The 24,194-nt window shown below is 73.1% G+C and carries 20 protein-coding genes and 1 pseudogene; 4 read left to right on the plus strand and 17 right to left on the minus strand.

Annotated features, from left to right (window positions below; translation table 11 throughout):
- The first annotated feature begins 7 nt into the window (after window positions 1-7).
- On the plus strand, window positions 8-5,137 hold the full coding sequence (locus OP86_RS20390) for a non-ribosomal peptide synthetase (protein ID WP_030257591.1): 5,130 nt from the start codon (window positions 8-10) through the stop codon (window positions 5,135-5,137).
- A gap of 78 nt (window positions 5,138-5,215) precedes the next feature.
- On the opposite strand, the gene OP86_RS20395 is transcribed toward OP86_RS20390, so the two are convergent.
- From OP86_RS20395 to OP86_RS20465, 15 genes are all read right to left on the minus strand, one after another.
- Complete coding sequence (locus tag OP86_RS20395; protein ID WP_078588755.1) at window positions 5,216-5,599, minus strand: winged helix-turn-helix domain-containing protein; 384 nt, start codon at window positions 5,597-5,599, stop codon at window positions 5,216-5,218.
- Window positions 5,596-6,030 carry a hypothetical protein gene (locus OP86_RS33715; protein WP_051830325.1) on the minus strand — a complete coding sequence of 145 codons (435 nt, stop codon included), beginning with the start codon at window positions 6,028-6,030 and terminating at the stop codon, window positions 5,596-5,598. The genes OP86_RS20395 and OP86_RS33715 overlap by 4 nt, the downstream gene beginning before the upstream one ends.
- Window positions 6,031-6,089: 59 nt before the next feature.
- Window positions 6,090-6,851 carry an ABC transporter permease gene (locus OP86_RS20405; protein WP_030059263.1) on the minus strand — a complete coding sequence of 254 codons (762 nt, stop codon included), beginning with the start codon at window positions 6,849-6,851 and terminating at the stop codon, window positions 6,090-6,092.
- The gene (locus OP86_RS20410; RefSeq protein ID WP_051830326.1) at window positions 6,848-7,825 is read right to left on the minus strand and encodes an ABC transporter ATP-binding protein; all 978 of its coding nucleotides are present in this window, start codon (window positions 7,823-7,825) and stop codon (window positions 6,848-6,850) included. The genes OP86_RS20405 and OP86_RS20410 overlap by 4 nt, the downstream gene beginning before the upstream one ends.
- A 107-nt stretch (window positions 7,826-7,932) precedes the next feature.
- Window positions 7,933-8,763, minus strand: coding sequence for a thiopeptide-type bacteriocin biosynthesis protein (locus OP86_RS36720; RefSeq protein ID WP_030257599.1), 831 nt, complete (start codon window positions 8,761-8,763; stop codon window positions 7,933-7,935).
- Between the two features lie 2 nt (window positions 8,764-8,765).
- The gene (locus OP86_RS36725; RefSeq protein WP_030257601.1) at window positions 8,766-11,186 is read right to left on the minus strand and encodes a lantibiotic dehydratase family protein; all 2,421 of its coding nucleotides are present in this window, start codon (window positions 11,184-11,186) and stop codon (window positions 8,766-8,768) included.
- Window positions 11,183-12,286 (minus strand): zinc metalloprotease, encoded by a 1,104-nt coding sequence (locus OP86_RS20425; RefSeq protein WP_157849792.1) that lies wholly within the window; start codon window positions 12,284-12,286, stop codon window positions 11,183-11,185. Before OP86_RS20425 ends, OP86_RS36725 begins: the two co-directional genes overlap by 4 nt.
- A 215-nt stretch (window positions 12,287-12,501) precedes the next feature.
- On the minus strand, window positions 12,502-12,681 hold the full coding sequence (locus OP86_RS20430; protein WP_030059257.1) for a thiocillin family RiPP: 180 nt from the start codon (window positions 12,679-12,681) through the stop codon (window positions 12,502-12,504).
- A gap of 43 nt (window positions 12,682-12,724) precedes the next feature.
- Window positions 12,725-12,904 carry a thiocillin family RiPP gene (locus OP86_RS20435; RefSeq protein ID WP_030059256.1) on the minus strand — a complete coding sequence of 60 codons (180 nt, stop codon included), beginning with the start codon at window positions 12,902-12,904 and terminating at the stop codon, window positions 12,725-12,727.
- A 158-nt stretch (window positions 12,905-13,062) separates the two neighbouring features.
- A complete protein-coding gene (locus OP86_RS20440) occupies window positions 13,063-13,242 on the minus strand; it encodes a thiocillin family RiPP (protein ID WP_030059255.1) in 180 nt (59 codons plus the stop codon).
- 26 nt (window positions 13,243-13,268) lie between these two features.
- A complete protein-coding gene (locus OP86_RS20445) occupies window positions 13,269-13,454 on the minus strand; it encodes a thiocillin family RiPP (RefSeq protein ID WP_030059254.1) in 186 nt (61 codons plus the stop codon).
- Between the two features lie 4 nt (window positions 13,455-13,458).
- A complete protein-coding gene (locus tag OP86_RS36730) occupies window positions 13,459-14,214 on the minus strand; it encodes a nitroreductase family protein (RefSeq protein WP_051830327.1) in 756 nt (251 codons plus the stop codon).
- Entirely contained in the window at window positions 14,211-15,887 is a 1,677-nt protein-coding gene (locus OP86_RS36735) for a hypothetical protein (RefSeq protein ID WP_051830328.1), read from the minus strand. Before OP86_RS36735 ends, OP86_RS36730 begins: the two co-directional genes overlap by 4 nt.
- The gene (locus OP86_RS33725) at window positions 15,884-16,498 is read right to left on the minus strand and encodes a TOMM precursor leader peptide-binding protein (RefSeq protein ID WP_051830329.1); all 615 of its coding nucleotides are present in this window, start codon (window positions 16,496-16,498) and stop codon (window positions 15,884-15,886) included. Before OP86_RS33725 ends, OP86_RS36735 begins: the two co-directional genes overlap by 4 nt.
- 11 nt (window positions 16,499-16,509) lie before the next feature.
- Window positions 16,510-17,796, minus strand: a complete 1,287-nt coding sequence (locus OP86_RS20465) for a YcaO-like family protein (RefSeq protein ID WP_234434944.1) — start codon at window positions 17,794-17,796, stop codon at window positions 16,510-16,512.
- 409 nt (window positions 17,797-18,205) lie between these two features.
- On the opposite strand from OP86_RS20465, the gene OP86_RS20470 reads away from it, so the two are divergent.
- The 3 genes from OP86_RS20470 to OP86_RS20480 all read left to right on the plus strand — a co-directional run bounded on the left by OP86_RS20470 (window position 18,206) and on the right by OP86_RS20480 (window position 22,551).
- The gene (locus OP86_RS20470; protein WP_051830331.1) at window positions 18,206-18,727 is read left to right on the plus strand and encodes a SigE family RNA polymerase sigma factor; all 522 of its coding nucleotides are present in this window, start codon (window positions 18,206-18,208) and stop codon (window positions 18,725-18,727) included.
- A 704-nt stretch (window positions 18,728-19,431) separates the two neighbouring features.
- A complete protein-coding gene (locus OP86_RS20475; RefSeq protein WP_051830332.1) occupies window positions 19,432-20,850 on the plus strand; it encodes an APC family permease in 1,419 nt (472 codons plus the stop codon).
- Between the two features lie 63 nt (window positions 20,851-20,913).
- Window positions 20,914-22,551, plus strand: coding sequence for an amidohydrolase (locus OP86_RS20480; protein WP_030059244.1), 1,638 nt, complete (start codon window positions 20,914-20,916; stop codon window positions 22,549-22,551).
- A 67-nt stretch (window positions 22,552-22,618) separates the two neighbouring features.
- On the opposite strand, the gene OP86_RS20485 is transcribed toward OP86_RS20480, so the two are convergent.
- The gene (locus OP86_RS20485; RefSeq protein WP_030257615.1) at window positions 22,619-23,338 is read right to left on the minus strand and encodes a TetR/AcrR family transcriptional regulator; all 720 of its coding nucleotides are present in this window, start codon (window positions 23,336-23,338) and stop codon (window positions 22,619-22,621) included.
- A 203-nt stretch (window positions 23,339-23,541) separates the two neighbouring features.
- A pseudogene (locus OP86_RS20490) lies at window positions 23,542-24,194 on the minus strand (transcriptional regulator); the annotation flags it as partial.

Genomic DNA, 24,194 nt, shown 5'->3' on the forward strand with positions numbered 1-24,194 from the left:
GCACGCCATGACCACCACACCCGACACGCTGGCCGCCGTCCTGGCCGCCCGAGCCGCCGAGGCCCCCGACCACCCGGCGCTCACCGACCGCTCGCGCCGGTGGACCTGGGCCGAGCTGGACCGCAGCGCCCGGCAACTCGCCCGGGCGCTGCGGGAGGCCGGAGTCCGGCCGCGCGACCGCGTCGCCGTGGTCGGCGGCCGGCGCGCCGAGACGGTGCTCGGACTCCTCGGCGTCCTGTACGCGGGCGCCGCCTACTGCGTCGTCGACACCGCGTTCCCGGCCGGGCGCCGGGCCGCGCTGCTCGCCCAACTGCGCCCCGCCGCCGTCGTGGAGGCCGCCCCGGGCGCGACCCCCGGCGACCTCGACTGCCCGCTCGTCCCGCTCGACGCCACGGCCGATGCCACCGTCGAGGGGCCGGCCGAGGCCGGGCCCGCCGAGGTGGACCCGCACGACCTCGCCTACGTGCTCTTCACCTCCGGCTCCACCGGCACCCCCAAGGGCGTGCAGATCGAGCACCACTCGGTGCTCAACATGGTGCGCGCGGTCGAGCAGGTGGCGCCCTGCCTGAACCGGCCGGTCGGGACGATGGTCGGCAGCCCCGGATTCGACGTGACCGTCTGGGAGGTGTTCAACACCCTCGTCAACGGCGGCACCGTCCACGTCCCCGACGACGAGGTGGTGCGCGACCCACGGCGGCTCTGGGACGAGCTGTGCGAGCGCGGGGTCAACCACGCGTACCTTCCCGCCGGGCTGCTGGCGGAGCTGGTGGACGCCGCCGAGCAGCGGGCCGCCCGCGGCGACCAGGCGTGCGTGCTGGACCGCGTGCTGGTCGGGGTCGAGCCGCTGCCCCAGCAGCTGCTCGGCCGGCTGGTGGCCGCCGTGCCCGGCCTGCGCCTGATCAACGGCTACGGCCCGACCGAGTCCACCGTCGTCGGCGCGATGCACCTGTTCGACCGGGTCGAGGACCCGTGGCGGCGCACGCCCATCGGCCGCGCGGTCGCCGGGATGGCCGTCCACCTGCTCGACGAGGACCTGCACCCGGTGCCCGTCGGCGAGGTCGGACAGATCGTGCTGACCGGCGCGGGCCTGGCCCGCGGCTACCTCGACGCGCCGGAGCTCACCGCGGCGGCCTTCGTCCGGCTGCCGGACTCCGGCGAACGCGCCTACCTGACCGGGGACTTCGGCAGGCTGCTGCCCGACGGGGCACTGGAGTTCGCCGGCCGCCGCGACAGCCAGCTCAAGATCGACGGTGTCCGGGTCGAGCTCGGCGAGACCGAGGCCGTGCTCGGCGCGCACCCCGTGGTGCGCCGCGCCCTGGCGATCGTCACCCCCACCCCCGTCGGTCCGCGACTCGCCGCGGCGCTGGAGGTCCCGGACCCGGAAGCGCCCGGCCTCGCCGAGGAGTTGGGCTCCTGGGCCGCCGAGCGGCTGCCGGCCGCCGCCCGCCCCACCCGGATCGTCCTGACCGCGGCCTTCCCGCTCACCGCGAACGGCAAGGTCGACACCGTCGCCCTGCTCGCCGACCGCTCGCGGCCCGCCGCCCTCGGGACGGCCACGGCCGCCGAGGGCGAGCGCGAGCAGCTGATCCTCGACGTCTGGCGGGAGATCCTCGACGCCCCTTGGCTGGGCGTGACGGACCGGTTCCCGGCCGTCGGCGGGAGCTCGCTGGCGGCCATGCACATCGCCTCCCGGCTGCGCCGGCACGGCCTGGACGTGGGCGCGGCGGACCCCCTGGCGGCCGGGACGGTGCGCGAGCTCGCCCGGCGGATCGCCACCGCCCGGCCGAGCGGCGAGCCCGCCCCGGCGACCGGCGAGCCCGCCCCGGCGACCGGCGAGCCTGCGCGGTCGACCGGCGAGCCGGTCCGGCCGACGCGGGCCGCCCGGCCGACGGGGGCCGCGCGCCTCGGCCGCAGACCGGCCGCCCGCACCCAGGAGGGCCTGTGGGCCTGGCGCGAGCTGCACCCGGAGAGCTCCGACACCACCGTGGTGCACGCCGTCCGGCTCGACGGCGAGTGCGACCCCGACCGCCTGCGGCGGGCCGTGGCGCAGGTCGCCGCCCGGCACGAGGCGCTGCGCACCGTCTTCGCCGTCGACGAGGACGGCCGCCCGGTCCAGCTCGTCCAGCCGGCGCCCGGCGCGGACCAAACCCCGTTCGGCGTCCACGCGGCGGCCGACCGGGCCGGGGTCCAGGCCCGGATCGACCACTGGCTGCGCCACCGGTTCGACGTCTCCCGGCACTGCTGGCACGCCGAGCTGGTGACCGCGCCCGGGACCGCGGCGCTCGTACTGGCCGCCGACCACCTGGTGTTCGACGGCTGGTCGGCGGAGCTCTTCGAGGCCCACCTGGCCGAGGCGTACCAGGACCCGGACGCGCAGCCCCGCCTCGCCCCCGGCGCCCACCCCGCCGACGCCGCCGAGGCGCAGCGGAGCCTGCTCGCCGGGCCGCAGGGCGCGACGCTGCGCCGGTACTGGTCCCGGGCGCTGGACGGGTTCACCGACACGATGCTGCTGCCGGAGCCCTTCACCGCCGGGCCCGCGCCGGCCCGCCGCACCAGCGTGCTGGAGCAGACCCTGGACGCCGCCGCCACCGCGGCGCTGGGCACGCTCGCGGCCGCGGCGGGCACCACCCGCTTCACCGCCGTCACCGCCGCCTTCAAGGCGTACCTGCACCTGCGCGGCCTGGGCCCGGACAACACGGTGAGCATCGCCGCGTCCACCCGGGACACCTTCGACGCGCACAGCGCCATCGGCTACTTCGTCAACCTCGTGCCGCTGCGCGACCGCGTCCGCGAGGACCAGCCGTTCCCCGGGTACCTGCGCGAGGTGGCCGCACTGGCCGGTGAGGCGCTCGACCACGCGGCGCTGCCGTTCGAGGACATCATCCAGTCCCTCGACTTCACCGGCGGCACCCCCGGCCCGGCCCGGGTCGTCGTCGCGCAGCACATCGCGCCCGCCGGACCGCGCACCGCCGCGGGCCTCACCTTCGGCCGCTGGCCGTCGATCCCGAGCAACGCCGTGTACGACCTCGCGCTGTTCGTCGAGGACGGCTTCGGCACGGACGGCTCCGTGGACACCGGTGGGCGGATCCGGCTGCGTTGGCTGTGCGACCCGGCGCAGTTCCTCGACGGCACCCGCGAGCGGCTCGCCGACGGCTTCGCGGCCTTCCTCGCGGCGCTCGCCGAGCAGCCCGAACTGCCCCTCGGCGAACTGCCCGCGATGGGCCCGGCCGAGCAGCGGACCGCCCTCGGCGGACCGGGCCGGCCACTGCCGCCGCCGGCCCCGCGCGAGACCCTCACCGCACTCGTCGACGGCCACGCCGCGCGTGACCCGCAGGCCACCGCGGTCATCGACGGGGACCACCACCTCGGCTACGCGGAACTGGTGAGCCGGGCCGAGGCGATCGCGGCCGAACTCGGCGCCGAGGCGGACCAGCAGCACCCGGTCGTGGTGGTGCTGGAGAAGTCGGCGGACCTGGTGGCGGGCCTGCTGGCCGTCCTCAAGGCGGGCTCCTGCTACCTCCCGCTGGCACCCGAGCACGCGGCCACCCGGCTGGCCGACCTCGCCGGCCGGTCCGGCGCCCGGGTCGTACTGACCCGCGGGGGCCTGATCGACACCGCCGAACTGCCCGCCGGCATGTCGGCCGTCCTGGTCGACCGCGTCGCCGGCCGTACCGGCGACCGTGCTGCCGACGGCGGATCCCGCCCCGGCCGGCAGCCCGCGCACGACTCGCTGGCCTATGTGATGCCGACCTCCGGCACCAGCGGCGTCCCCAAGCTCGTCGGCATCCCGCACCACGCCGTCGTCCGGCTCGTGCGCGACAGCACCACGCTGCCGCTGGGCCCGCAGGACCGCACCCTGCTGGTGGCCAACTCGTCCTTCGACGCGGCCACCCTCGAAGTGTGGGGCGCGCTCGCCAACGGCGGGGCGGTCGTGGTGCCGACGGCGCGGGAGCTCAAGGACCCGCTGCTGCTGTGCCGGGCCATCGAACGCCACCGGATCACCGCGGGCTTCTTCACCGTCACCCTGTTCGCGCGGATGGTGGAGGCCGCACCGGAAGCCCTGGCCGGCATGCGCCACCTGCTGGTCGGCGGCGAGGCGGTACCGCCCGAGCTGTTCGCCGAGGCCGCCCGTTCCGTGCCGCGCGCCGTCCTGATGAACGGCTACGGCCCGACCGAGAACACGACGTTCTCCTGCTGCCACCGGCTGGACCGGGATCCCGCCGCCGGCCGGTCGGTGCCGATCGGCCGTGCGATCCACGGGTCCACGGCGCACGTCATGGACGAACGGCTCCGGCCGCTGCCGGTCGGAGCCGTCGGCGAGATCGTCGTCGGCGGCCCGGGCCTGGCCGTCGGCTACCTCAACGACCCGGAGCTGACCGAGCAGCGCTTCCCCGCCCACCCCTGGGCACCCGGCGAGCGCGTGTACCGCACCGGCGACTACGGGCGCGTGCTGCCGGACGGCACCCTGGAGTACCTCGGCCGCCGGGACAAGCAGTTGAAGATCCGCGGCTTCCGGATCGAGGCCGGCGAGGTCGAGACCGCCCTCGCCGCCCATCCCGCCGTGCGGCACGCCGTCGTCTTCGCCGTGGACTCGCCCACCGGCCGCCAACTCGCGGCCGCCGTCGAGACGGTGGCCGCCTCCGGCACGACGCCCGAAGACCTGCGCGACTGGCTCGGGGGCCGGCTGCCCGGGTACCTGGTGCCCGCCCGGGTGGGCGTCTACCGGGACCTGCCGCTCACGCTCAACGGCAAGGTCGACACCGGCGCGCTGGCCCGGGACCTGCAGGGCCCCGCACCGGCCGCGACGGGCCTCCGGCCCACCGCCGAACGTGCCGGGACGCCCGTCGAGGCGGTGGTCCTGGAAGTCCTCGGGGACGTACTGGCGGTGCGACTGGGCCCCGACGACAACGTCTTCCACCACGGGGCCGACTCGATGGCCGTACTCGCCCTGTGCGCCCGGCTCGCCAAGCGCCTGGACCGGCAGGTGCCGTCGAACGTCGTCTTCGAGTACCCCACCGCCCGCTCCCTGGCCGCCCGCCTCACCCCGGCCACCCCGACCGCCCAGGCCGCCGACCCGCAACGCCGCGCCCTGCTCCGCCGGGTGGCCGCCGCCCGGGCGGCCCGCCCGCCCCGCTGACGCGGACGCGGCCCGGCGCCGGTCTCGGTCCAGTCCCGAGGCCGGCGCCGGGCCGTCGGCCGGTGCGGTCCGCGGCCGCTACGGCGTGCCGCGCGCGGCGCCGCCCTGCGGGCCGTTCGGGCCGTGGGTTCCGTCGGATGCGTCGGATGCGTCCGGGTGTTCCCGGGGATCCCAGTCCGCGATCTCCCGGAGGGCGGTCAGGTGCCGGTTCAGCGCGATGCGTCCGGCTTTGGTGAGGGAGAGCCAGGTGCGGGCGCGTTTCCCGACGAAGGTCTTGCGCACCTTGACGTATCCGGCGTCCTCCAGCAGCGCGATCTGCTTGGACAGCGCCGAGTCCGTGATCTCGATGGCCTCACGGATGGACTTGAAGTCGGCCTCGTCGACCGCGGCCAGCGCGGCCGTGATGGAGAACCGGATCGGCGCGTGGATGACGGTGTCGAGGGACCACCGTGGATGGTTCATGGCTTTCTCGTTCCGCTGTGCCCGGCCCTGCGGTCCAGCAGGGCCACCAGGAAGAACGGCACGGCGCACAGGACCGCTCCCGGCAGCCACCACAGCGGCTCGCCGGAGAACTCCACGGTGCCGAGGAGCACGGTGAGGGTGTAGATGCCCGCTCCGGCGGACGTGATGACGGCGTACAGCGCCCGGTGGTGTCGCGGGACCACCGGACGCGTCGCCGTGTAGACGCCCAGGAGGAGCAGGGGGATCAGGAGCCCGACCGGAATCGCGTACGGCACGGACGGCTGGACCAGCAACCCGTACGTCGCGGTCAGGACCATCATGGCGATGCCGAGGAGGAAGACGCCGGCAGCGTGCCACCGAGCCCCCTCGTGCAGCCGCGAAGCCGCTGTTTCGGCCGCAGCGAGCGCCTTCTGCGCTTCCTGCCTGTCCACCCTGTCGCCTTCTTCCATAACTTGTCACAGTAGGAGGTGGTTGCCGGAGCGGCAAGGAACTACCCGGCTTCGCCCTGGTCCCAGCGGAACGTCCGGACGGCGGCGTACACGGCGGCCGCCGCGCTGGCGGACACGACCAGGACGGAGAGCCAGGCCGGGTGGTACGGCTGTGCGCCGGACATCTGGGTCGTCATCAGGTCCGCGAAGAACGTGGTGGGCAGGAGGGCGAGGACGTCGGCGACGGCCGTGGGCATCAGGTGCAGCGGGAAGGTCAGGCCGCTCAGGAACAGCGACAGGAGCTGGATGAGGGTGCCCACGTTGGTGGCGGCGTCGGGGGAGGACAGCCGCCCGCCGATGAGGTAGCCGATCCCCCCGAACAGGGCGAGGCCGAGCAGGGTGATGCCGAAGAGGACGGGGAGCCGGCCCGCGTCCACCTTCCCCAGGGCGAATGCCAGGGCGAGCAGTGCGAGGGCCTGGCAGGCGGCCATGACGAGCCGGGCGAACATGTGCGTGAACACCAGCCGCGCACGCCCGACGGGGGTGGTCCCGAGCAGCCGGAGCGTGCCCTTGGTGCGCAGGTTCGCCAGCGGCCCGGTCGTGACGGTCAGCGCGGTGCTGGTGACGGCAAGGAAGAGCGCCATCGGAATCACCAGCTGCATGAAGTCCGGGGCGCCGGAATTCTTGGGGGCCAGCGCGCCGATCGTCAGAAAGATCCCCATCATTCCGAAAGGGAAGAACAGCGCGAAATAGAAGTACCGGCGGTCCCGCAGGAGTTCCCGCGCGTGCAGCAGTGCCAGTTCACGCGTGGCGGAGGAGATCACGATGCCACCCTTTCCGCGTCGACGCGTTCCGCGTCGGCGACGTCGTCGAAAGCCGTTCCGGTGAGCCGGCGGAAGACCGCTTCCAGGCCGGCTTCCCTGATCTGGATCCTCCTCGCGCCGATCGGGCCGGTGAGCAGCCTGACCACGGCGTCGGAATCCGTCGTCCGCACCGTCACCCGGGTGTGCCCGTCGCCGTCGTGCGTGCTGAGGTACGACACCTCGGCCCGGTGGCGCAGGGGCCCGAGATCGCTGTCCGCGGCGACGGTGAAGTGCAGTTCGCGTTCGGGGGCGTGCTCGGCGATCAGGTCCTCCGGGGCTCCGCAGGCCACCAGCGAGCCCTTGTGCAGGATGGCCACCCGGTCGCACAGCGCCTCGGCCTCCTCCATGGAGTGGGTGGAGAGCAGGGTCGTCCCGCCCGCCTCGCGGTAGTCGCGGATCGCGGTCCACAACTCCTGTCGGGCGTTGGGGTCCAGGCCGGTCGACGGTTCGTCGAGCACCAGCACGCGGGGGCGGGAGATCAGTGCCGTGCCGACGAGCAGTCGCTGCCGCTGGCCGCCCGAGAGCTTGGCCACCCGGACGTCGCGCGAGTCCTGGAGCCCCATCCGGGTGATGATCGTGTCAGGGGTGTCCGGCTCGGGATAGAATGAGGCCCAGGCCCGCAGCAGCTCGGCCACCGTCTGCTGTTCGAACAGGGCGGCCTGCTGCGGCTGGATCGCCACGTGCTTGCGGATCTCGTCGCGCTGCGCGACGGGATCGAACCCCAGGACCCGGATCCTTCCCGAGGTGGGGCGGCGCAGGCCCACCAGTGTTTCGATGCTCGTGGTCTTTCCCGCACCGTTGGGGCCGAGCAGTCCGAATATCTCCCCGCGGCCCACCGCCAGATCGATTCCCGCGATGGCGGGGGTTTCTCCGTGTGGTCCCGGATAGCACTTGGTGACGTTCTCGAACAGGATCGTCGGATCATGTGCCGGCATTCCGCGTCAGCCTCTCATCGTGTGCCGCTGAGTCGAGCTGGAACTACGTGCGGATTCCAGATTCGCATCAAGATGCCAACTTGGCAAGTGCTTGCATGGGAGGAATCTCAGCCGTGCGCGGCGACGATGCCGAGCAGACTCTCCTCGGCCGGCACGAAACCCCAGCGGTTGAGGTCCATGTGCAGGTAGTGCAGCAGGAGCACCGCCCGCTCGACCGGGACTCCCGCCGCCGCCGCCCGGTCGAGGGTCCGCACGACCTGGTCGACGTGCTCGTCGACGCTGCGCCGAAGGCGCTCGTGGAGGCCCGCGGCGGTGGCCGCCGCAGCCGCCCTGCGGGTGATGAGGGCGCGCAGCTCGTCCTGCCCCGGAACGGCCATCCGCAGGTGCCGTCCCCACTGCCGGCGGTGCGCGGCCCAGAACTCCGGGCGGAGCCCCTCCGGCAGCGCCGTGCGCACCAGGGAGCCCATGTACGCGACCGCGAGGGCCGCGCGGTCGCGGAGCGGGTCCAGCGCGGCCACGTCGTTCTCGGCGTACCAGGAGGAGGCGGCGGTGAACAGCTCCTCGGCCAGCGAAACCCCTTTCCTCCCGCCGTACTTGGCCAGCTCGGGGGCGTACAGGCAGCACCTGGCCCGCCGGACGGCGGGCAGCCCCTGCGGGAGCGAGCCCGGGACGAGCCGCTCGGTCGCGGTGGGCCTGCCGAACGAGCCCAGCAGTGCGACGAGTTCGGGCAGGCGCTCGTGCGCGCGGTCGGCGCCGTCCCCGGAGCACTGGACGCGCAGCCGGAGGTGATGGCCGGTCATGTCCCAGTAGCGGGTGAAGAACCACTTCGGCGCGCGCTCCTCGGCCGCCAGACCGGCGACCCAGGGCACCAGGACCCGGGTGGCCTCGTCCATCAGGTCCGGGTGTCCGGGGTATGCGCGGACGTACCACCAGTCCATGATCACGCCTCCTTGGGCCAGGACAGCAGGGCCGCGTGCTCGGTGACCCGCAGCCGGCCGACGGTGTCGGTCTGGGGGTGCAGGTGCCGTTCCGGCAGGGCTTCGACCAGGCGGACGTGGCCGGTCTCCGGGCTCAGCCACTGCCACAGGACCCCGACCGAGAGCGGGGACGCCAGCGAGACCCACATCGGCTTGCGGTCGCCGGCCATGCCGAAGGCGGAGCTGCCGAGTTGATGGACGAAGACCTCCTCCGGAATGCCGTGGGCACGACGGAACGCGTCCAGTCGTACGGCCTGCCCGGCCTCGTCCCGGTCGCCGGGCCCGGGCCGGGGAATCGCGTCGACCGGGACGATCCACGACGCCCTGCGGGTGACCACGCGGCCGTCCACCAGCCGGGGCAGCGCCACCACGTCCGCACCACAGTGCGCGCGCAGCTCGTAGGCCTTCGTCATCGTGTAGTCGGAGTGCGGCGAGCCGTTGACCCACGGGTCCGCCAGCACGGCGAGCAGCCGGAGGTACGACTGCAGCAGGTGCTGCGGGATGAGCCCCAGATAGGCCAGGCCGACCGGATCCCCGAGCCGGTCGAACAGGGACAGGGTGTTGCCCGCCCGGTCGTGCACGAGCACGGTCTCGTCCAGGGTGATCCCGTCGCCCGAGCCGAGCTCCCCGGGCAGGAGCAGTGGCGGCAACAGGCCGCTGCATTCGGCCTGCACGGTGTTGCAGTCCGTCCACACCACGAGCTCCCGGCACCGGGCACCCGTCCAGCAGCGCCGGACGTGCGCGGCGAGCCGGCCCCGGAAGTCGTCGCCGAGCAGCCGGCCGAAGCGGGTGAACAGCCCGCCGCTGCCGGCACCGAAGTGATTGACGACCAGTCGGTACCGCCCCTGGGCGACGTCGGCCCGGCCGGCCGCCTCCAACTGGAAGAGCACCCCGGCCGTCGGGGGAGCGCTGGTCGGTCCGACCGGCAGCCAGGCCCGTTCGCCGGGATCGTTGCGGCTCATCATGTCCGCGGCCATGGCGCGGTCGAGCGGGGGGTTCGCGTCGCCGTCGACGGTCAGCCGCATGAGGAAGCCGAGGGGATCCCGGCAGACACCGCCCGGACCGAACTCCGCGAGGAACCGTTCCAGCAGGAAGTCGTAGACGTGGGAACGGAAGACGTGCGGGCGCATCCTCGTGCCCAGGGCCTCCAGGTCCGCGCGGACGTGCGGTACGGCGAGCGGGTCCGGGAGGAGGAGATCGGTCTCCCGGTCCTCGTAGACGAGCCCGCTGGGCCGTCGTTCGCCCCGGTCGGCGTGCTCCGTCCAGTCGGCCGTGATCGTCTGGATTTCGGCCGCGGCGTCGATCCGGCCCTGCACGCCCTCCTGGTGCGCCCGGGCGCCGAGCTCGTGCACCCGGGCGAGATCGGCACGGGGGATCGGGGAAGGGCCGCCCACGAGCGCGGCCAGCGCCACCAGCGGATCGTCACCCCGTTGCCACGGCGGCACCGGGTGCAGGAGGCCGGCGTCCAGCAGCCGACGGAAGCGGGCGAACGGGCGCTCCCCGCCGAGGGCGTCGAGCAGTTCGTCGAGCCTCGCGTGCGCCGGCAGCCGGTTCAGCCACGGGAGGGCGTAATCGCCTTCGACCGCCCGGTCCTGGCGCCAGATGACGCCCTCGGTGATCATCACCTCGCTGTGCAGCAGCAGCCCGTCGGGTTCGGTGGGGCCGCCCGGGCGGACCGGGGCCGCCCGGTAGCCGAACAGACCGGCCGTCCGCTCGTCGCGCGCCAGGCGCTGCAGGGCCAGCTGGGCGACGGCCGCGGACGTACGGCTGCGCGCCCGCCCCGCCCCGGCCACGCCGGCCACCCCGACCGTGGTCAGCCCCGAGAACGGGCTGGTCTTCACCGCGGCCCGCACGACGTAGGAGTACAAGGTCTTCAGGTCCCTGGCCGACTCGGCACGGAGCCGGCCGTGCCGGATCCAGTCGGGTGCCGCGAGGGCGAGCGAATCGGCGAACCCGGTCGACTCCAGTGCGCGGCGCAGGCTCCGGACGGCCTGCTCCCGGTCCTCGGCGAGCTGCGCGCCGAGCCGCACCATCAACTCCTGCCGGGCGCCGGTGAGTCGGATCCAGGCCTCGACGAGCGCCGACCCGTCGGCCGGGATCCGCTTCTCCAGGCTCCGCAGCACGTCCGCGTCCCACGGCAGGGCATCGAGCCGGTTGACCGCCCGTTTGCCGGCCAGGACGCTGCGGCGCAACGGCACGTCGTCGTCCAGCCGCGGCACCAGGGCGAAGAACAGGTCGGTGAGCTCGGCGGCCATGGCTTCGAGCCGTTGTGAGACGTCCGCGAGCTCGGCCAACAGCGTCCGCGTGGCGGGACGGACCAGATCAAGGGCCTGGGCGGGCAGCCCCGCCACCCGGGTCAGCAGTACGGACGAGACGGCGGTCACCGGCCCACCGCCGCGAGCGCCAGGTGCACGGTGAAGGGGATCGTCCGGAACATCGAGAAGGCCAGGAAACAGACATAGGCGATCGAGAACAGTCCGTACGCCAGGTAGGCCAGGCGGGCGCGGGCGGCCAGGTTCTCCAGGTGCGGGGGGAGCGGCTGACGCCTGACGGTGCTGCGAAGGAGCGCGAACGCCCGGCCGCGCGCGTTGGTCCGGCCGGTCGCGGCCTCCAGGGCGGTGTAGCCGTCGCTCGGCATCAGCGGGTTGAGGTTGACGACCAGCATGAGCAGTTGCATGCCCAGGACGAGGGCGGCGGTGTGCTGGACGAGTCCTTCGGAGCGCAGGGCCGCGATCCCGGTGAGCCCGCAGAACACACCGTCGCTCAGGATCCCGGCGAGGGCCAGCACGACCCTCCCGCCGCGTTCGCGCACCCGGTAGGCGTCGGTGCGGTCGACGTAGGCCACCGGCATGAAGTAGAAGAGCAGGGCGACGCCGAGTCCGCGGATCGGGACCTTGAGCACCTGGGCGACCAGGGCGTGCGCGGTCTCGTGCACCAGGACGAAGAGCAGCATCACGCCGGTGGCCGTCAGGAAGGCGGGGCCGCCGGCCGACTGCTTGAGCGGCGGCGTCTCGGTGAAGAAGGTGTGGAACCCGAACCCGTACCCGGCGAGCGCCGCGAGCGCGGCGACCGCGACCAGGAGCCACGCGGGCAGCGCGCGCAGGAGCCGCGCCACGGGTTCCAGGACGACCGGCAGGGACTTGGTGAGCACGATCCGCGGCATGAACATCGAGGTGCGCACCCGCCCGCCACCGGCCTTCTCCGGCAGGTCCGAGCCCTCCAGCAGACCGCTCCGCTCCAGGCTCGCCAGGAAGGAGTCCAACTGCCGGGAGAACGTCGCCTCGGAGCCGGTCCGACCGCGGCTCGCGAAGTACTCGACGAGGTCGTCCCTGGAGCGCGTTCCGTCCAGGAAGGTGAGCACCACCTCGCTGGCGCGGGTGATGCGGTGGTAGTTCCCGGTGACCGGATCGAAGATCAACGGGATGTCGTCCATCCCCCGGATGACCTCCAGCCCCTCCCGAAGCTTCGGTGGCGAACTGATCACTGCTCTCTGCCTCTCCCTGGACCACCTGGACGTCCGGGGTCACCGAGCCGCTCCTCGGTGACCCCGGACCTGATGTTGCGAAGGATGCTGCGGGATCGTGCGACGGCCCCGGCCGGCCCACGGCGCCCGTCTCGGCGCCGTGGGCCGGCCGGCCCGAACCCGGCGGGACGGCGTCAGGTGGCGTCAGTCCGCGCGACGCCGCCCGCCGGGTCCGGTCAGCCGATGGTGGAGGCCGACGTCAGGCTGGAGGCGGAGGTCGCCGGGCAGGACGCGGTCGACGCGGACGTCGCGCTGGAGAACGAGCCCAGCGCGTTGCCCTGCGGCAGCTCCTCCAGGGCGAGTTCGCCCTCCAGCACGTAGAGGTCGAACTGGCCGTCGGTGGTGTTCTCGGTCATCTGGTGTCATGTCCTTTCGGAGAGCTGGAAGGTGCGGGTCAGGTCAGCCGAAGGTGGAGGCGGAGCCCACGGTCGCGGCCGAGCTGCCGGGGCAGGACGCGGTCGACGCGGAGGCCGCGGAGAACCAGGAGCCCAGGGCGTTGCCCTGCGGCAGCTCTTCGAGGGCGAGTTCGCCCTCCAGCACGTAGAGGTCGAACTGGCTGTCGGTCGTGTTCTCGACCATGGATGGATTCCCTTCACTGGGTTGGCCGGCTGCCGGTCAGCCGGCGGTCACGACGCCGGCGGCGCCGCCGCTCGGGCGGGGCGCCGCCGACGCGGTTCGAGGCGGTGCCGAAGGTGCCCGGCGCAGTCGCACCGCTGCCGGGCACCTCCGGCAACGGATCAGGTGTACGAGGAGAACGACGTGAACGAGGACGCCGAGGTGGCCGGGCAGGAGGCGCTGCCCACCGAACCCGCGGTGGAGACGGACGCGAGGGCGTTGCCCTCCGCGAGGGTCTCCAGTTCGAGGGAGTCCTCGAGGTCGCCGAGCACGTAGAGTTCCAGGTCGGTCAGGTCGGTCATGGGGATTTCCCCTCTCTCTGCCCGGGCTAGCCGGTGCAGTTGGCGGTCATCACGCTGCCGGCGCTGCTGATGGGGCAGGACGCCGTCCCCGCGGTCGAGGTGGTGCTGAAGGTGCCCAGCGCCACTCCCTCGGGGACCTGCTCCAGGAACAGGCCGTCCTCCGGCAGCTCCACGATGTGCAGGTCGAACTCCAGCGGAGTCGCATCGTTCATGGGATTACTCCTCTCGTTTCCCGTGCGTCACCCGGTGACCGGTCGGCCCCGGGGGTGTGTGGGGTGGCTGCTCCGGTGCGCCACCGAGGGCGAGAGCGAAGAGCTGGTGGCGACTCGCGCCGTCACTGCGCAGCGGCCCGCGCACCGAGGCGGGGATGAATCCCGCGAAGACGGTGCCGACCAGGCCGGCGGCCACGGCGTCGAGCCACATCGTGTACGCGGCGGCGGACGCCCGGCCCATGAGCCTGCGGTATCCGCGCGCCCCGTACAGCTCGCTCACCCGGTCGAGGTCCGCCGCGACCGAGACGATCGCGGCGGATTCACAGAACTCCCATTGGAGAGTCAGGTCATGGCGCGCCTCCGGCGTCGGCAGGGGCGCCACGGGGGTGTACTCGCGCCTTCCGGCGTCGAGGCCGAACATTCCGGGAGCGAGCCCCTCCAGCCGGAACGCCACGACGTCGACCTGCAACGCGGACTCCATCTGCTCGTCCGGCCAGGAGGCGACGTCCGTCTCGATCCCGCGGGCGACCACGTCGGCCAGCAGGGCGGCCGGAACGGCCCCGGAATCGAAGAACCGTTGCGACCTGCGCGTGCGCAGCGCGGTCAACAGGTCCGTCCGCGGCCGCTCCTCCGGTTCGAACCGAACGCCCGGCCCGAGCGGGCTGGCCGTCGACCGCTTCCGGGCGGCGGCGGGAACGGCGGGGCCGGGCGCCCTGAAGGCGCGGATGAGTTCCCCTGCCAGGTCGTGCGGGCTGCTCACCGGCCGCCTCCCAGATCGATGACTGCGGTGATCGGTTCCACGTCGGGGTCGACCCCGAGCCCTGCCGCGACGGCGTCGTCGTCCCAGTCCGGGCGCAACGCGAGGCCGAGGCCGAGCACGCGGGCCGCTTCGCGGGCCGTCGCCTGTGCGCACCCGCTGTCCAGCAGGACGATGCGCAGCGCGAAGGCCGAGTACTTCCGAGCCACCTTGGGGAAGTCGCCGCTCAGGACGACGGTCGCCGGCGAGTCGCCGTCCACCGCGCCGGTCCCGGACGACAGCCTGGCGAGGCGGTGTTCCGTCGCCACGTAGCCGTAGATCCCCGGGGCGATGCCCGGCACGTCGCGCACCACCGCGTACGCGGTCACCGAACCGATGTTGCCCCCGCTGGCGGTCCACCGGGCCACCCGTTCGTCGCTGATCGACGCGATCCCGGCGGTGACGGACAGCACCAGCGAGAGCGCGGCGGCGTCCAACTCCGAGGCGGGCCACTGCCGTGACAACCGGTCGTGCAGCGGCGCGGGCAGCTCGACCGCCGGCGCGACCGGCCAGGTCCGCGACACCCGCTGCAGTGCGAGGTTGGAGGGCTTGTAGTGCATCTGATGGGACTTCAGATCCGCGAACTCCTTCGGCGGCATGGCCACCGAGGCTTCGAAGCGGGTCGCCAGAGAGGCGCGCTGCGCCGTCGGCCCCTCGGCGATCGAACAGCGCGGACAGCCCGGCCGCGTCGCGGAGGAGGTGTCCCGGTGGGCCAGGGTTTCGAGGTCCACCGACCGCCACCGCATCGGCAGCGGCGAGGGTGTCGTCCGGGAGACCGCCGCGAACAGGTCGCGGGCGAACAGTGCGACGGCGAGGGCGTGGTCGCCGTCGACCGCCGTACGGTCGTCGGTCTCGTCGTCCACGACGAGGCAGTCCAGGCACGGCGTCGTCCGAGGATCGACGAAGGGGCCCAGTGCTGCCCGCCGACCGCTCAGCCGCAGGCGCAGCAGGGGGATGCCCTCGTCCCAGCAGTGGGCGGCGAGGACCCGGCGGCGTTCGCTGAGCGCTTCGCCCGGTGCGGCGTCGTCCGGTGCGGCTTCGTCCGGTGCGGAGCCGTCCGGTGAGGAGTCGATCCAGACCGCGAGGGTGGTCCCCGCGGAGGGGAGGGCGTGGTCGCTGGTCGTGGCCGGGACCGAGCCGGCGAGCTCCGCCCGGAGGAGCTCGGACACCGCGTGCGGGCCGAAGATCTCGACCCGTGCGGTCCGCAGCCGTACGGCCGCCTGCTCCCAGGCCGCGTTGGCCTCGGTGGCGCTTCCGATCCGGGACAGGTAGTCGGCGAGATCGTCGTCGATCTCCCCGGCCGGGGCGCCGTCGGGCGGGCCCTCCTCGACCACGCCGCAGGTCCAGAGCAGCGAGAGCGCCTTGAAGACCACTTCTTCGGTCCGCCCGAGCTCAGCGGCCAGTTCGCCGTGGCTCCGGGTGCCGTCGAGCCGTTCGAGGAGGCCGGGGAGCAGATCGGTGGCCGACCTGCCGCGGAACAGCTGCTTCTTCGGCGGGCCCTGGACCACCACCTGGTCGGACTCGCAGCTGACCACCAGCCCGCGGCGCAGCCGCGGTTTCTGCGGAACGCGCAGCTGCGGGTCGAACCGTGCGGCCGTGCCGATGGACTCCGCGGTGATCACGGACTGGTCGCTCACCGGAGCCGCCCTTCGCCGATCGTGGCGAGCTCGCGCCAGAGCCCGTCGCTCGTGGAGCGGGTGCGGCAGCGCGGGCAGCGGTCCACCGCGACCACCGTGGCCCTGCTCGTCGCCCCGCTGACCTGGTCGAAGCGCCGTACGGTGCCGCCGATCCCGGCGCCCTCCGGCTCGCCGAACACCTCGTGGACGGCCTGGCGGGCGAAGCCGGCGGCGATCCCCACGTGGTGCTCCGGGTAGCCCGACGGGTACCTGTCACCGGTGGCCGCGGTGGGGTGCTCCGGGCGCCTGTGCTGGCTCCGGCGGCGGGCGAAGCACTGGTGGCACGCGGTGCGACCGGGGATCACCACCGGTCCGCACTGGACCTCCGTGGCGCTGCTGTGCACGGCGAACCAGGGGCGGCGCCAGGCGAAGCACGACCGGTCCAGGGCTTCGGCGATCCTGGGGCGTTCGTGGGAGGTCGCGAGCACGATCGCGTCGGAGGCCGGCCACAGGCTCGGATGCGTCCCGTCGTCGATCTCCTGCAGCACCACCCGGTACGTCCGGTCCAGACGGCGTGCGACGCTCTTGCCGAACGACCCCGAGGCGAGGACCAGCAGTCGATGATTCGTCATGTGTCGTGACCTCACGCGAAGGGCTGCGGACAGGGGTTGATGTCTTCCTCGCCGTGCACCGGATGGCCCATGGCCCGGGGGGCCCGGTAGAGGCGCGGGTGGGCGAGGTAGCGGGCCCGGTGGGCGAAGGAGAGCGGCATCAGCTGGGGTACCAGGACCCGGACGACGGTCGCCCCGACCTGCCTGGCCTCGTCGGTGGTGATGTCCACGACCACGACCTCGCAGCCGGCCCGGCCCAACCGCTGCAGCAGCCAGGGCAGCGCGGGGGCTCCCGTGGCCGGACGGGAGAGCTCGGCCAGGTTCCGGACCGGGCGCTCGCCCTCCAGTAGGAAGTCGAACCGGTGCCGCTGATCGCGGGGCCCCGCCAGCAGCGCTCCACCGATCACGCTCAGGGTGTCCTCGGGAGCCTCGGCGGGTGCTCCCCGGCCCGACATCGAGCGGAGCGCGATGCGCAGCGAGGCGGCCTCCCGGTACAGCTTCGCGATCGCCTTGCCCGGATCGACGTCGCAGGTGGCGACCACCAGTTGGGCCAGAGCCGGGTCGTGGTCGGCCAACTGGACCCCGTAGACGACGGGGACTCCCAGATCCGTCGTGGCGTCGAAGAGCAGCGTCCGGATGTTCTCCGAGGACGCGCGCGTCACGAACTCCCGTTGCTCGGGCAGCAACTGATCGACGCTGAACTCCAGTCGGGGCAGCCTCAGGCGCTGCAGCCAGGTCAGGGCGATCGAGTCCCGCTCGATGACTTCGAGCAGCCCGTTGGCGACGGCCGCGAGCGGGTCCGAGTGCGTGGCGCACCCGGTGGAGACGGGGTGCAGGTAGCGCTCGGCCGTCGATTCCGGCGAGCACTTGAGATACACCTGGACCGCGGGAACGTACACCTTGCGGCCGCGCGCGAAGGACCAGCCCTCGACCCAGCGCAGCGGCACGCGCGGGTCGACCGGCACCAGACCGCTGCGGGGGTCGGCGAGCTCGCTCGTCGAGCAGTTCGGCCACTCCCAGGGCGGCATGGCGTCGTCGCCGAGCTCGGCCGCGGTGGCCCAGATCATGTCCGCCGAGTCCCAGGCGCAGGAGGAGTACCGTTCGAGGGACTCCGCCGCGGCCAGGTGCGCCGCCGTCTCGCGGTCCAGGGCCCCGCCGGCTCCGTCGAAGTTGCCGGAGGACGGATCGTGTGTCCACTCCGCCTGGGCGGAGAGGACGGCGCCCGGATTTCCGAGCGAACCGGAGAAGATCGGAAAGTCGGGCTCCCCCTCGGTGACGGGCAGCCAGGTCAGCCGGGAGACCAGGCCATAGGGCGACACCAGCCTCCCCATGGCGCGCAGGGATTCAGGAACTTCCCTACTCGGAGGCGTTTCCTCGAACGCTCTCATCCCTTACCCCTTTGGCCCGTGAAGACTGTGAGTGAATCCCGCCTGATGAGTACGGAGGTCGGTACCTCGCGGCGGTGGGGAAGTCGCTGCATGTCGACGGCGGAATTCCGTTTCGTGTCGGAACTCGCAGCAGCCGAAGTCCAACTCGGTTTGTGAATCGCTGGCGGGTCAGCGGTCGGCCTGGTTGACTGCTCGGCAGTGGCGCCCAATTGGCAGATCTCCTACGTCGTGGTGAGCGGCTCCACTTTCTACACGCGTCGGACCGGCGGGGGCGCTGCTCGGGAGCCGGGAGATTTTTTTTCTGGACGGGGGAACGGCGGGGATGGCGGGGGAACGACTAGTGGACGAGGCGTTCGACGACGGGTTCACGCAGTACGTCAAGGAGTCCAGGCCGGCACTTCGGCGCGCGGCGTTCGTGCTGGTGGGGGACTGGTTCGAAGCCGACGATCTGGTGCAGCGGACCCTGATCGCCGTCTACCGGCGCTGGGCCGGGCTGGATCGGCGCGACGGCCTGTACGGCTACACGCGCACGGTGATGGTGCGGCAGTTCATCAGCGAGCGCAGGGGGCACCGCTGGTCCCGCGAACTGATCCAGGACCCGCTCCCGGAGCCGGATCCGGCCCCGGAGGACGCCGCCCGCGTCGGAGACAGGCTCCTGCTGCTCGCCGCGCTCGCCGGCCTCGCGCCCAGACAGCGGAGTCTGGTCTTCCTGCGCTACTGGGAGGACCTGAGCATCGAGGAGACGGCCCGGACCCTGGGCTGTTCGCAGGCCACGGTCCGCAGTTCCACCTCGCGGACCTTACGGATCCTGCGGGACCGGCTGGGAGAGCTCTATGCGGATCGCGGGCGTGAATTGCGCTGACCAGCGTCATTCCTGAATGCGGGTGCTGCCCTTGTCTGTCCTGGTCCGCTCTTGTCCGCCCGGTGGACGTGGTTATTCGGGGTCGGATACCGCGGCAGCCCTGCGAACCTCGGCAACGAGCTCGTCGTCGCTGAGAACCGGTGTCGGGGCGGGATCGGAAGCGAGCAGGGAGCTCATGAGATGACGCAGCGTCTGCGCGTCGTCCTGAGCGTCCTGGGCGTCGTCCGAACGAGAGTCTGGTTGGCTATTTCTCATGATTCAATCCGACCGGGGATAACGGCACGACCATATGACGGTGGAATCGTACTCTCCGATTGACGGAATGAAAGCACGATCGACCGAACTGGCATGCAGTCCACCCGAGGGTGCCACCCACTATTCCCCTCCCGTGGGCTCGCACCGGACGCCACCAGACTGCCCGCCCCGCCCCACTCCAGCAAGTGCCACCGGACGTCGTGGGGCCGCTCGCGGCGGTGGTCCTGCTGGCTGCTCTCTTATGACAACGGCATTGACGTGTTTCGGTGCCGCCGGTTTCATGGCTCGCACTTCCCGCACCGCGCCTCCCCTCCGGCGCGCGGGTCCCCCCACACGTGCACCCCACGACCCACGTGCACCCCCACGACCAAGGCGGTGATCCGTTGGCATCGACGGTGAAGGACACGGGCGACGCTCCGAGAACGGACGCGAGCGGCTCCCACGTCGTGATGCGACAGTCCCTCGGCCTGCTGGACGGCGCGGTGATCGCCGCCTCCAGCACGGCCGCCACCAGCAGTATCGGCATCGGCCTGGGCCTGATGGCCGGCGTGGTCGGCCTGCACCTCCCGGCGATCATGCTGCTGGCCTTCCTGCCCGTACTCGCCATCGCGGGCGGGTACGGGCGGCTGAACGCCGTGGAGCCGGACGCCGGCAGCAGCTACCGGTGGGTCGGGCGCACCCTCAGCCCCTGGCTGGGATTCCTCACCGGCTGGGTGAACACCGTGGGGACCGTGGTCTTCATGGCGTACACCACGACCGTCACCGGCTCGTCGGTCATCCAACTGCTCGACCAGGCCCACCTGCGCAGCATCGCCGGCCTGCGCCTCGACGCGGACTCGACCGTCCAGTGCACCCTGCTCGGCCTGGTGGTCCTGGTCGGCGCCGCACTGATCGCGGTGCGCGGGCTGGACATGGCGGCCCGACTGCAGAAGGCACTGCTGGTGTTCGAGTACGCCGTGCTGCTCGGCTTCTGCGGGTACGGGCTGTTCGCGGGCGACCAGCCGTTCTCGCTCCAGTGGTACAACCCCTTCGACATCCCCTCCTTCGACGCCGTCGCGCAGGGCATGGTGCTCGCGGTGTTCTGCTACTGGGGCTTCGAGTCGGTGTTCAGCATCGGCGAGGAGGTACGCGACCCGCGGGACGCCTCCCGGGGCGGCACACTCGCCCTGGTGGTGATGCTGCTGCTCTTCCTCCTCGCCGGCACCGCCTTCCAACGGGTGCTGCCGATGGGCGAGTTGGCCGACAACGGCGCGCACGGGCTGACCTACTTCGGCACCACGCTCGCCCACCAACCGCTCGCCGCACTGCCGTTGGTCGCCCTGATGTTCTCCGCGGTGGCCTCACTGCAGTCCTCGGTGATCCCGACCGCCCGCGGGATGTACGCGATGGGGCGCGACCAGGTGCTCGGCCCGATCTGGACCAGGCTGCACCCCCGGCACGCCACGCCCGCCGTCGGCACCCTGCTGATCACCGGCGTCGCCGTCCTGCTGGCCCTCGCCTCACTGGCCATCCCGACCGTCAACGACCTGATCTCGGCCGCCGTCAACGCGATCGGCATCATCGTCGCCCTCTACTACGCGCTGACCGCCGTCGCGGCCGCCGTCCGGTTCCGCGGGCTGCTGCGCACCGACCCGGTGCAGGGCCTGCGCGCGGTGGTCGGCCCGCTGCTGGGCGCGGCGGCGCTGCTCGTCGTCGGCGGCTACCTGGCCTGGAGCTTCTACGATTCCACCGACCACTTCGAACTGGCCGCCGACAACGGGTGGTTCGAACTGTCCGTGGTGGCGCTGATGGTCGTCAGCGGGCTGCCGGCGGCGGCCTGGGCCCGCTGGCGGAGGCGCTCGCCGTACTTCCTGGAGCGGGCGAGCTGAGCAATTCCGCCGACTCCCTGACAGAACACCGGATTCACCGTACGCAGGAACGGAGCACCACCCATGACCGAGGCCGATCTGGTCTTCACCCGCGGACCCGTGCACACCGGCGACGCCGCCCGCACCCGGGCGAGCGCCCTGGCGGTGATCGGCGAGCGGATCGCCGCAGTCGGACACGACGAGGTCCGGGAACTGATCGGGCCGAGGACCGAGGTCGTGGACCTCACCGGCAAGCTGCTGCTGCCCGGCTTCCAGGACGCGCACATCCACGCGGTGTTCGGCGGCGCCGAGTTGGCCGTCTGCGACCTCACCGGGACGGTCGGCGTCGCCGACTACCTGGAGCGGATCCGGGCGTACGCCGAGGCCGACCCCGGGAGGGAGTGGATCACCGGCAGCGGCTGGTCGATGGAGAGCTTCGACGGCGGCCTGCCGACCCGGCAGCTGCTCGACTCCGTCGTCCCCGACCGGCCGGTGTACCTCACCAACCGGGACCACCACGGCGCCTGGGCCAACACCCGGGCGCTGGAACTCGCCGGCCTCACCCGGGACACCCCCGACCCGGCCGACGGGCGGATCGAGCGCGAACCCGACGGCACCCCGAGCGGCATGCTCCAGGAGGGCGCCACCGCACTGGTCGCCCGGCTGCTGCCGCCGTCCACCGCCGCCGACCGGCTGGAGGGCCTGCTGCGCGCGCAGCGGCTGCTGCACTCGCTCGGCATCACCGGCTGGCAGGACGCGCTGCTCGGCGAGTTCAACGGCCAGCCGGACCCGTCCGACGCCTACCTGGCCGCGGCGCGCTCCGGCACGCTGACCGCCCGGGTGACCGGCGCGCTCTGGTGGCAGCGCGACCGCGGCGCCGAGCAGATCCCCGAACTCGTGCAGCGGCGCGAGGAGTTGGGCCACGGACGGTTCCGGGCCGGCTCGGTGAAGATCATGCAGGACGGCATCGCGGAGAACTTCACCGCCGCGATGACCAGCCCGTACCTGGACGGCTGCGGCTGCGCCACCGCCAACTCCGGCCTCAGCTTCGTGGATCCGGTCGCGCTGCGCGGACACGTCACCGAGCTGGACGCGCTCGGCTTCCAGGTGCACTTCCACGCACTCGGCGACCGCGCCGTCCGCGAGGCGCTGGACGCCGTCGAGGCCGCCCGCGCCGCCAACGGGTGGCGTGGGGCCCGGCACCACCTCGCCCACCTCCAGGTCGTCCACCCGGACGACCTGACCCGCTTCGCGCGGCTGGGGGCCGTCGCCAACATCCAGCCGCTGTGGGCCGCCCACGAACCGCAGATGGACGAGCTGACCATCCCCTTCCTCGGGCCGGAACGCGCCGCCTGGCAGTACCCGTTCGGGGACCTGCAGCGCGCGGGCGCCACCCTGGCGGCGGGCAGCGACTGGCCGGTGAGCAGCCCGGACCCGCTGGCGGGCCTGCACGTGGCCGTCAACCGGATGGAGCCGGGGGCCACCGACGGCCGGATCTTCCTGCCCGAGCAGCGGCTCGACCTGGGCTCCGCGATCGCCGCGTACACGGCCGGGTCCGCGTACGTCAACGGGCACGACGGCGCGGGGGTGCTGGCGGCCGGGCGGCTCGCGGACCTGGTCGTGCTCGACCGGGACATCCTCACCGGGCCGGCGGAGGGGATCGCCGAGGCCCGGGTGCTGCGGACGTACGTGGGTGGGGAGTTGGTGCACGCGGTGGACTGAGCGTGGTCGGCGGCGGTCGGGGGTGGACTGAGCGCGGCCACCGGCCGCCGGGCCCGGCGTGGCGTCGTCAGCCGTCGTGGCCGGCGCCCGCCGACCGGAGGCGGGCCCCGGCCGCGTCGAGGAGCAGGTCCAGGGCGTACGGGTAGCCGCTGCGGCGCATGTCCGCGGTGAGGAGGTGCGCGGTGGCGGCGATGTGCGGGTGGGTGGCGGCGTCGAGGCGGGCGTAGGAGGCCTGCCAGACCTGGAGGTCGGCCGCTGCGGCGGGGGCGGGCAGGGCGAGAGCCGCGGCGTCCAGGGCGGCGAAGGCGAGGCTCTGGTCGACGAAGGCGTGGTAGACGCGGACCGCCTCCGCGTCCGGGAAGCCGGCGGTGCGCAGGATGCCGAGGATGGCCTCGACGGCGGCGATCTCGTGGGTGCGGCCGGTGGTGCGGTGGGCGGCGAGCAGCGCGGCCTGCGGGTGGGCCTGGTAACTGGCGTGGATGCGCAGGCCGATGGCGCGCAGGTCGGTCCGCCAGTCCCCGGTGGGTTGCCAGCCGTGCTGGGCCCGGCCGATGAGCTCGTCGGCGATGGCGAGCAGCAGGTCGTCGGTGCTGTGGAAGTAGCGGTAGACCGCGCTCGGGTCGGCGCCGAGCGCGGCGCCGAGCCGCCGTACGGTGAGCGCCTCGGCGCCGTGCTGCCCGATCAGCCGGATCGCGGTGTCGACGATCAGTTCGGCGGAGAGGACGACGCCCTGCTTGGTGGGGCGCCGCCGCCTCCGCTGCGGTTCCGGGACTACGCGATCGCTCATCCCGGCAGGCTATGTCAAGCGAGTTGACGTAGAGAAGACCTCGGACCGGCGCGGATCGGACCACCCGCCGCAGCCAGCCGTGCCGGTCCTGCGCGCGCCCGTACCGGACGTCCGGCACGGGCGCGCGGATGTCGAGGGTGTACGTGCCGGGCGCGCCGCCGCCGACGGTGAACTCGTGGCCGGCCCGGCTCGACGGCCGGTGCTCAGTCCTCGACGGGGGACGGGGCCCAGGCCTTGCCGTTGTAGAAGTAGCTAGGCGCGCCACGCAGGCCCACCGTGCGGAAGGGACGGCCGTTGTCGTTCACGGTCAGCGTGCCGTGGCTGATGCCGTTGTTCCACACCAGTTCGAGGTACCAGCTGACGTCCTGGGAGAGCGTGGTGGCGTCCACGTCGATCACCTGCGGGTCGGTGTCCGAGACCCGGTAGGGGAAGTCGGTGATCGGGGTCTTCTTGGTGCCCTCCCGGCCCGGGACGGGAACGGCATGCGGCGCGGGCGAGTCGAGGTCCACCGCGAAGGACGCCGGGGCGAGGTCCCCGCCGCAGCCCGCGCCGGGCGTGTAGGCGTTCCACTTCGGCGCGGGCTGGGTGCTGACGATGCGCACGTACACGTTGTTCAGGACGACGGGGGTGGGGTTCGTGCCCTGGGCGGTCAGCTGCAGGCGCAGGTGCCCGGCCGGGACGGCGTGCTGTGCGGCCGCCCAGCTCCCGGTGCGGGCGGCGGAGTCCGGGGGCGGGGCCACCTGGGAGGGGGTGCGGGAGGAGAGGAACCACTGGCGGCAGGGGCTGCCCCAGTTGTCGGCGAGGACGTTGACCCGGAAGGGGGCGGCGTTGTCCTCGGGGGTGGAGGAGGGGGCGG

It is taken from the genome of Streptomyces novaecaesareae, assembly GCF_000716875.1.
Classification (GTDB): Bacteria; Actinomycetota; Actinomycetes; order Streptomycetales; family Streptomycetaceae; genus Kitasatospora; species Kitasatospora novaecaesareae.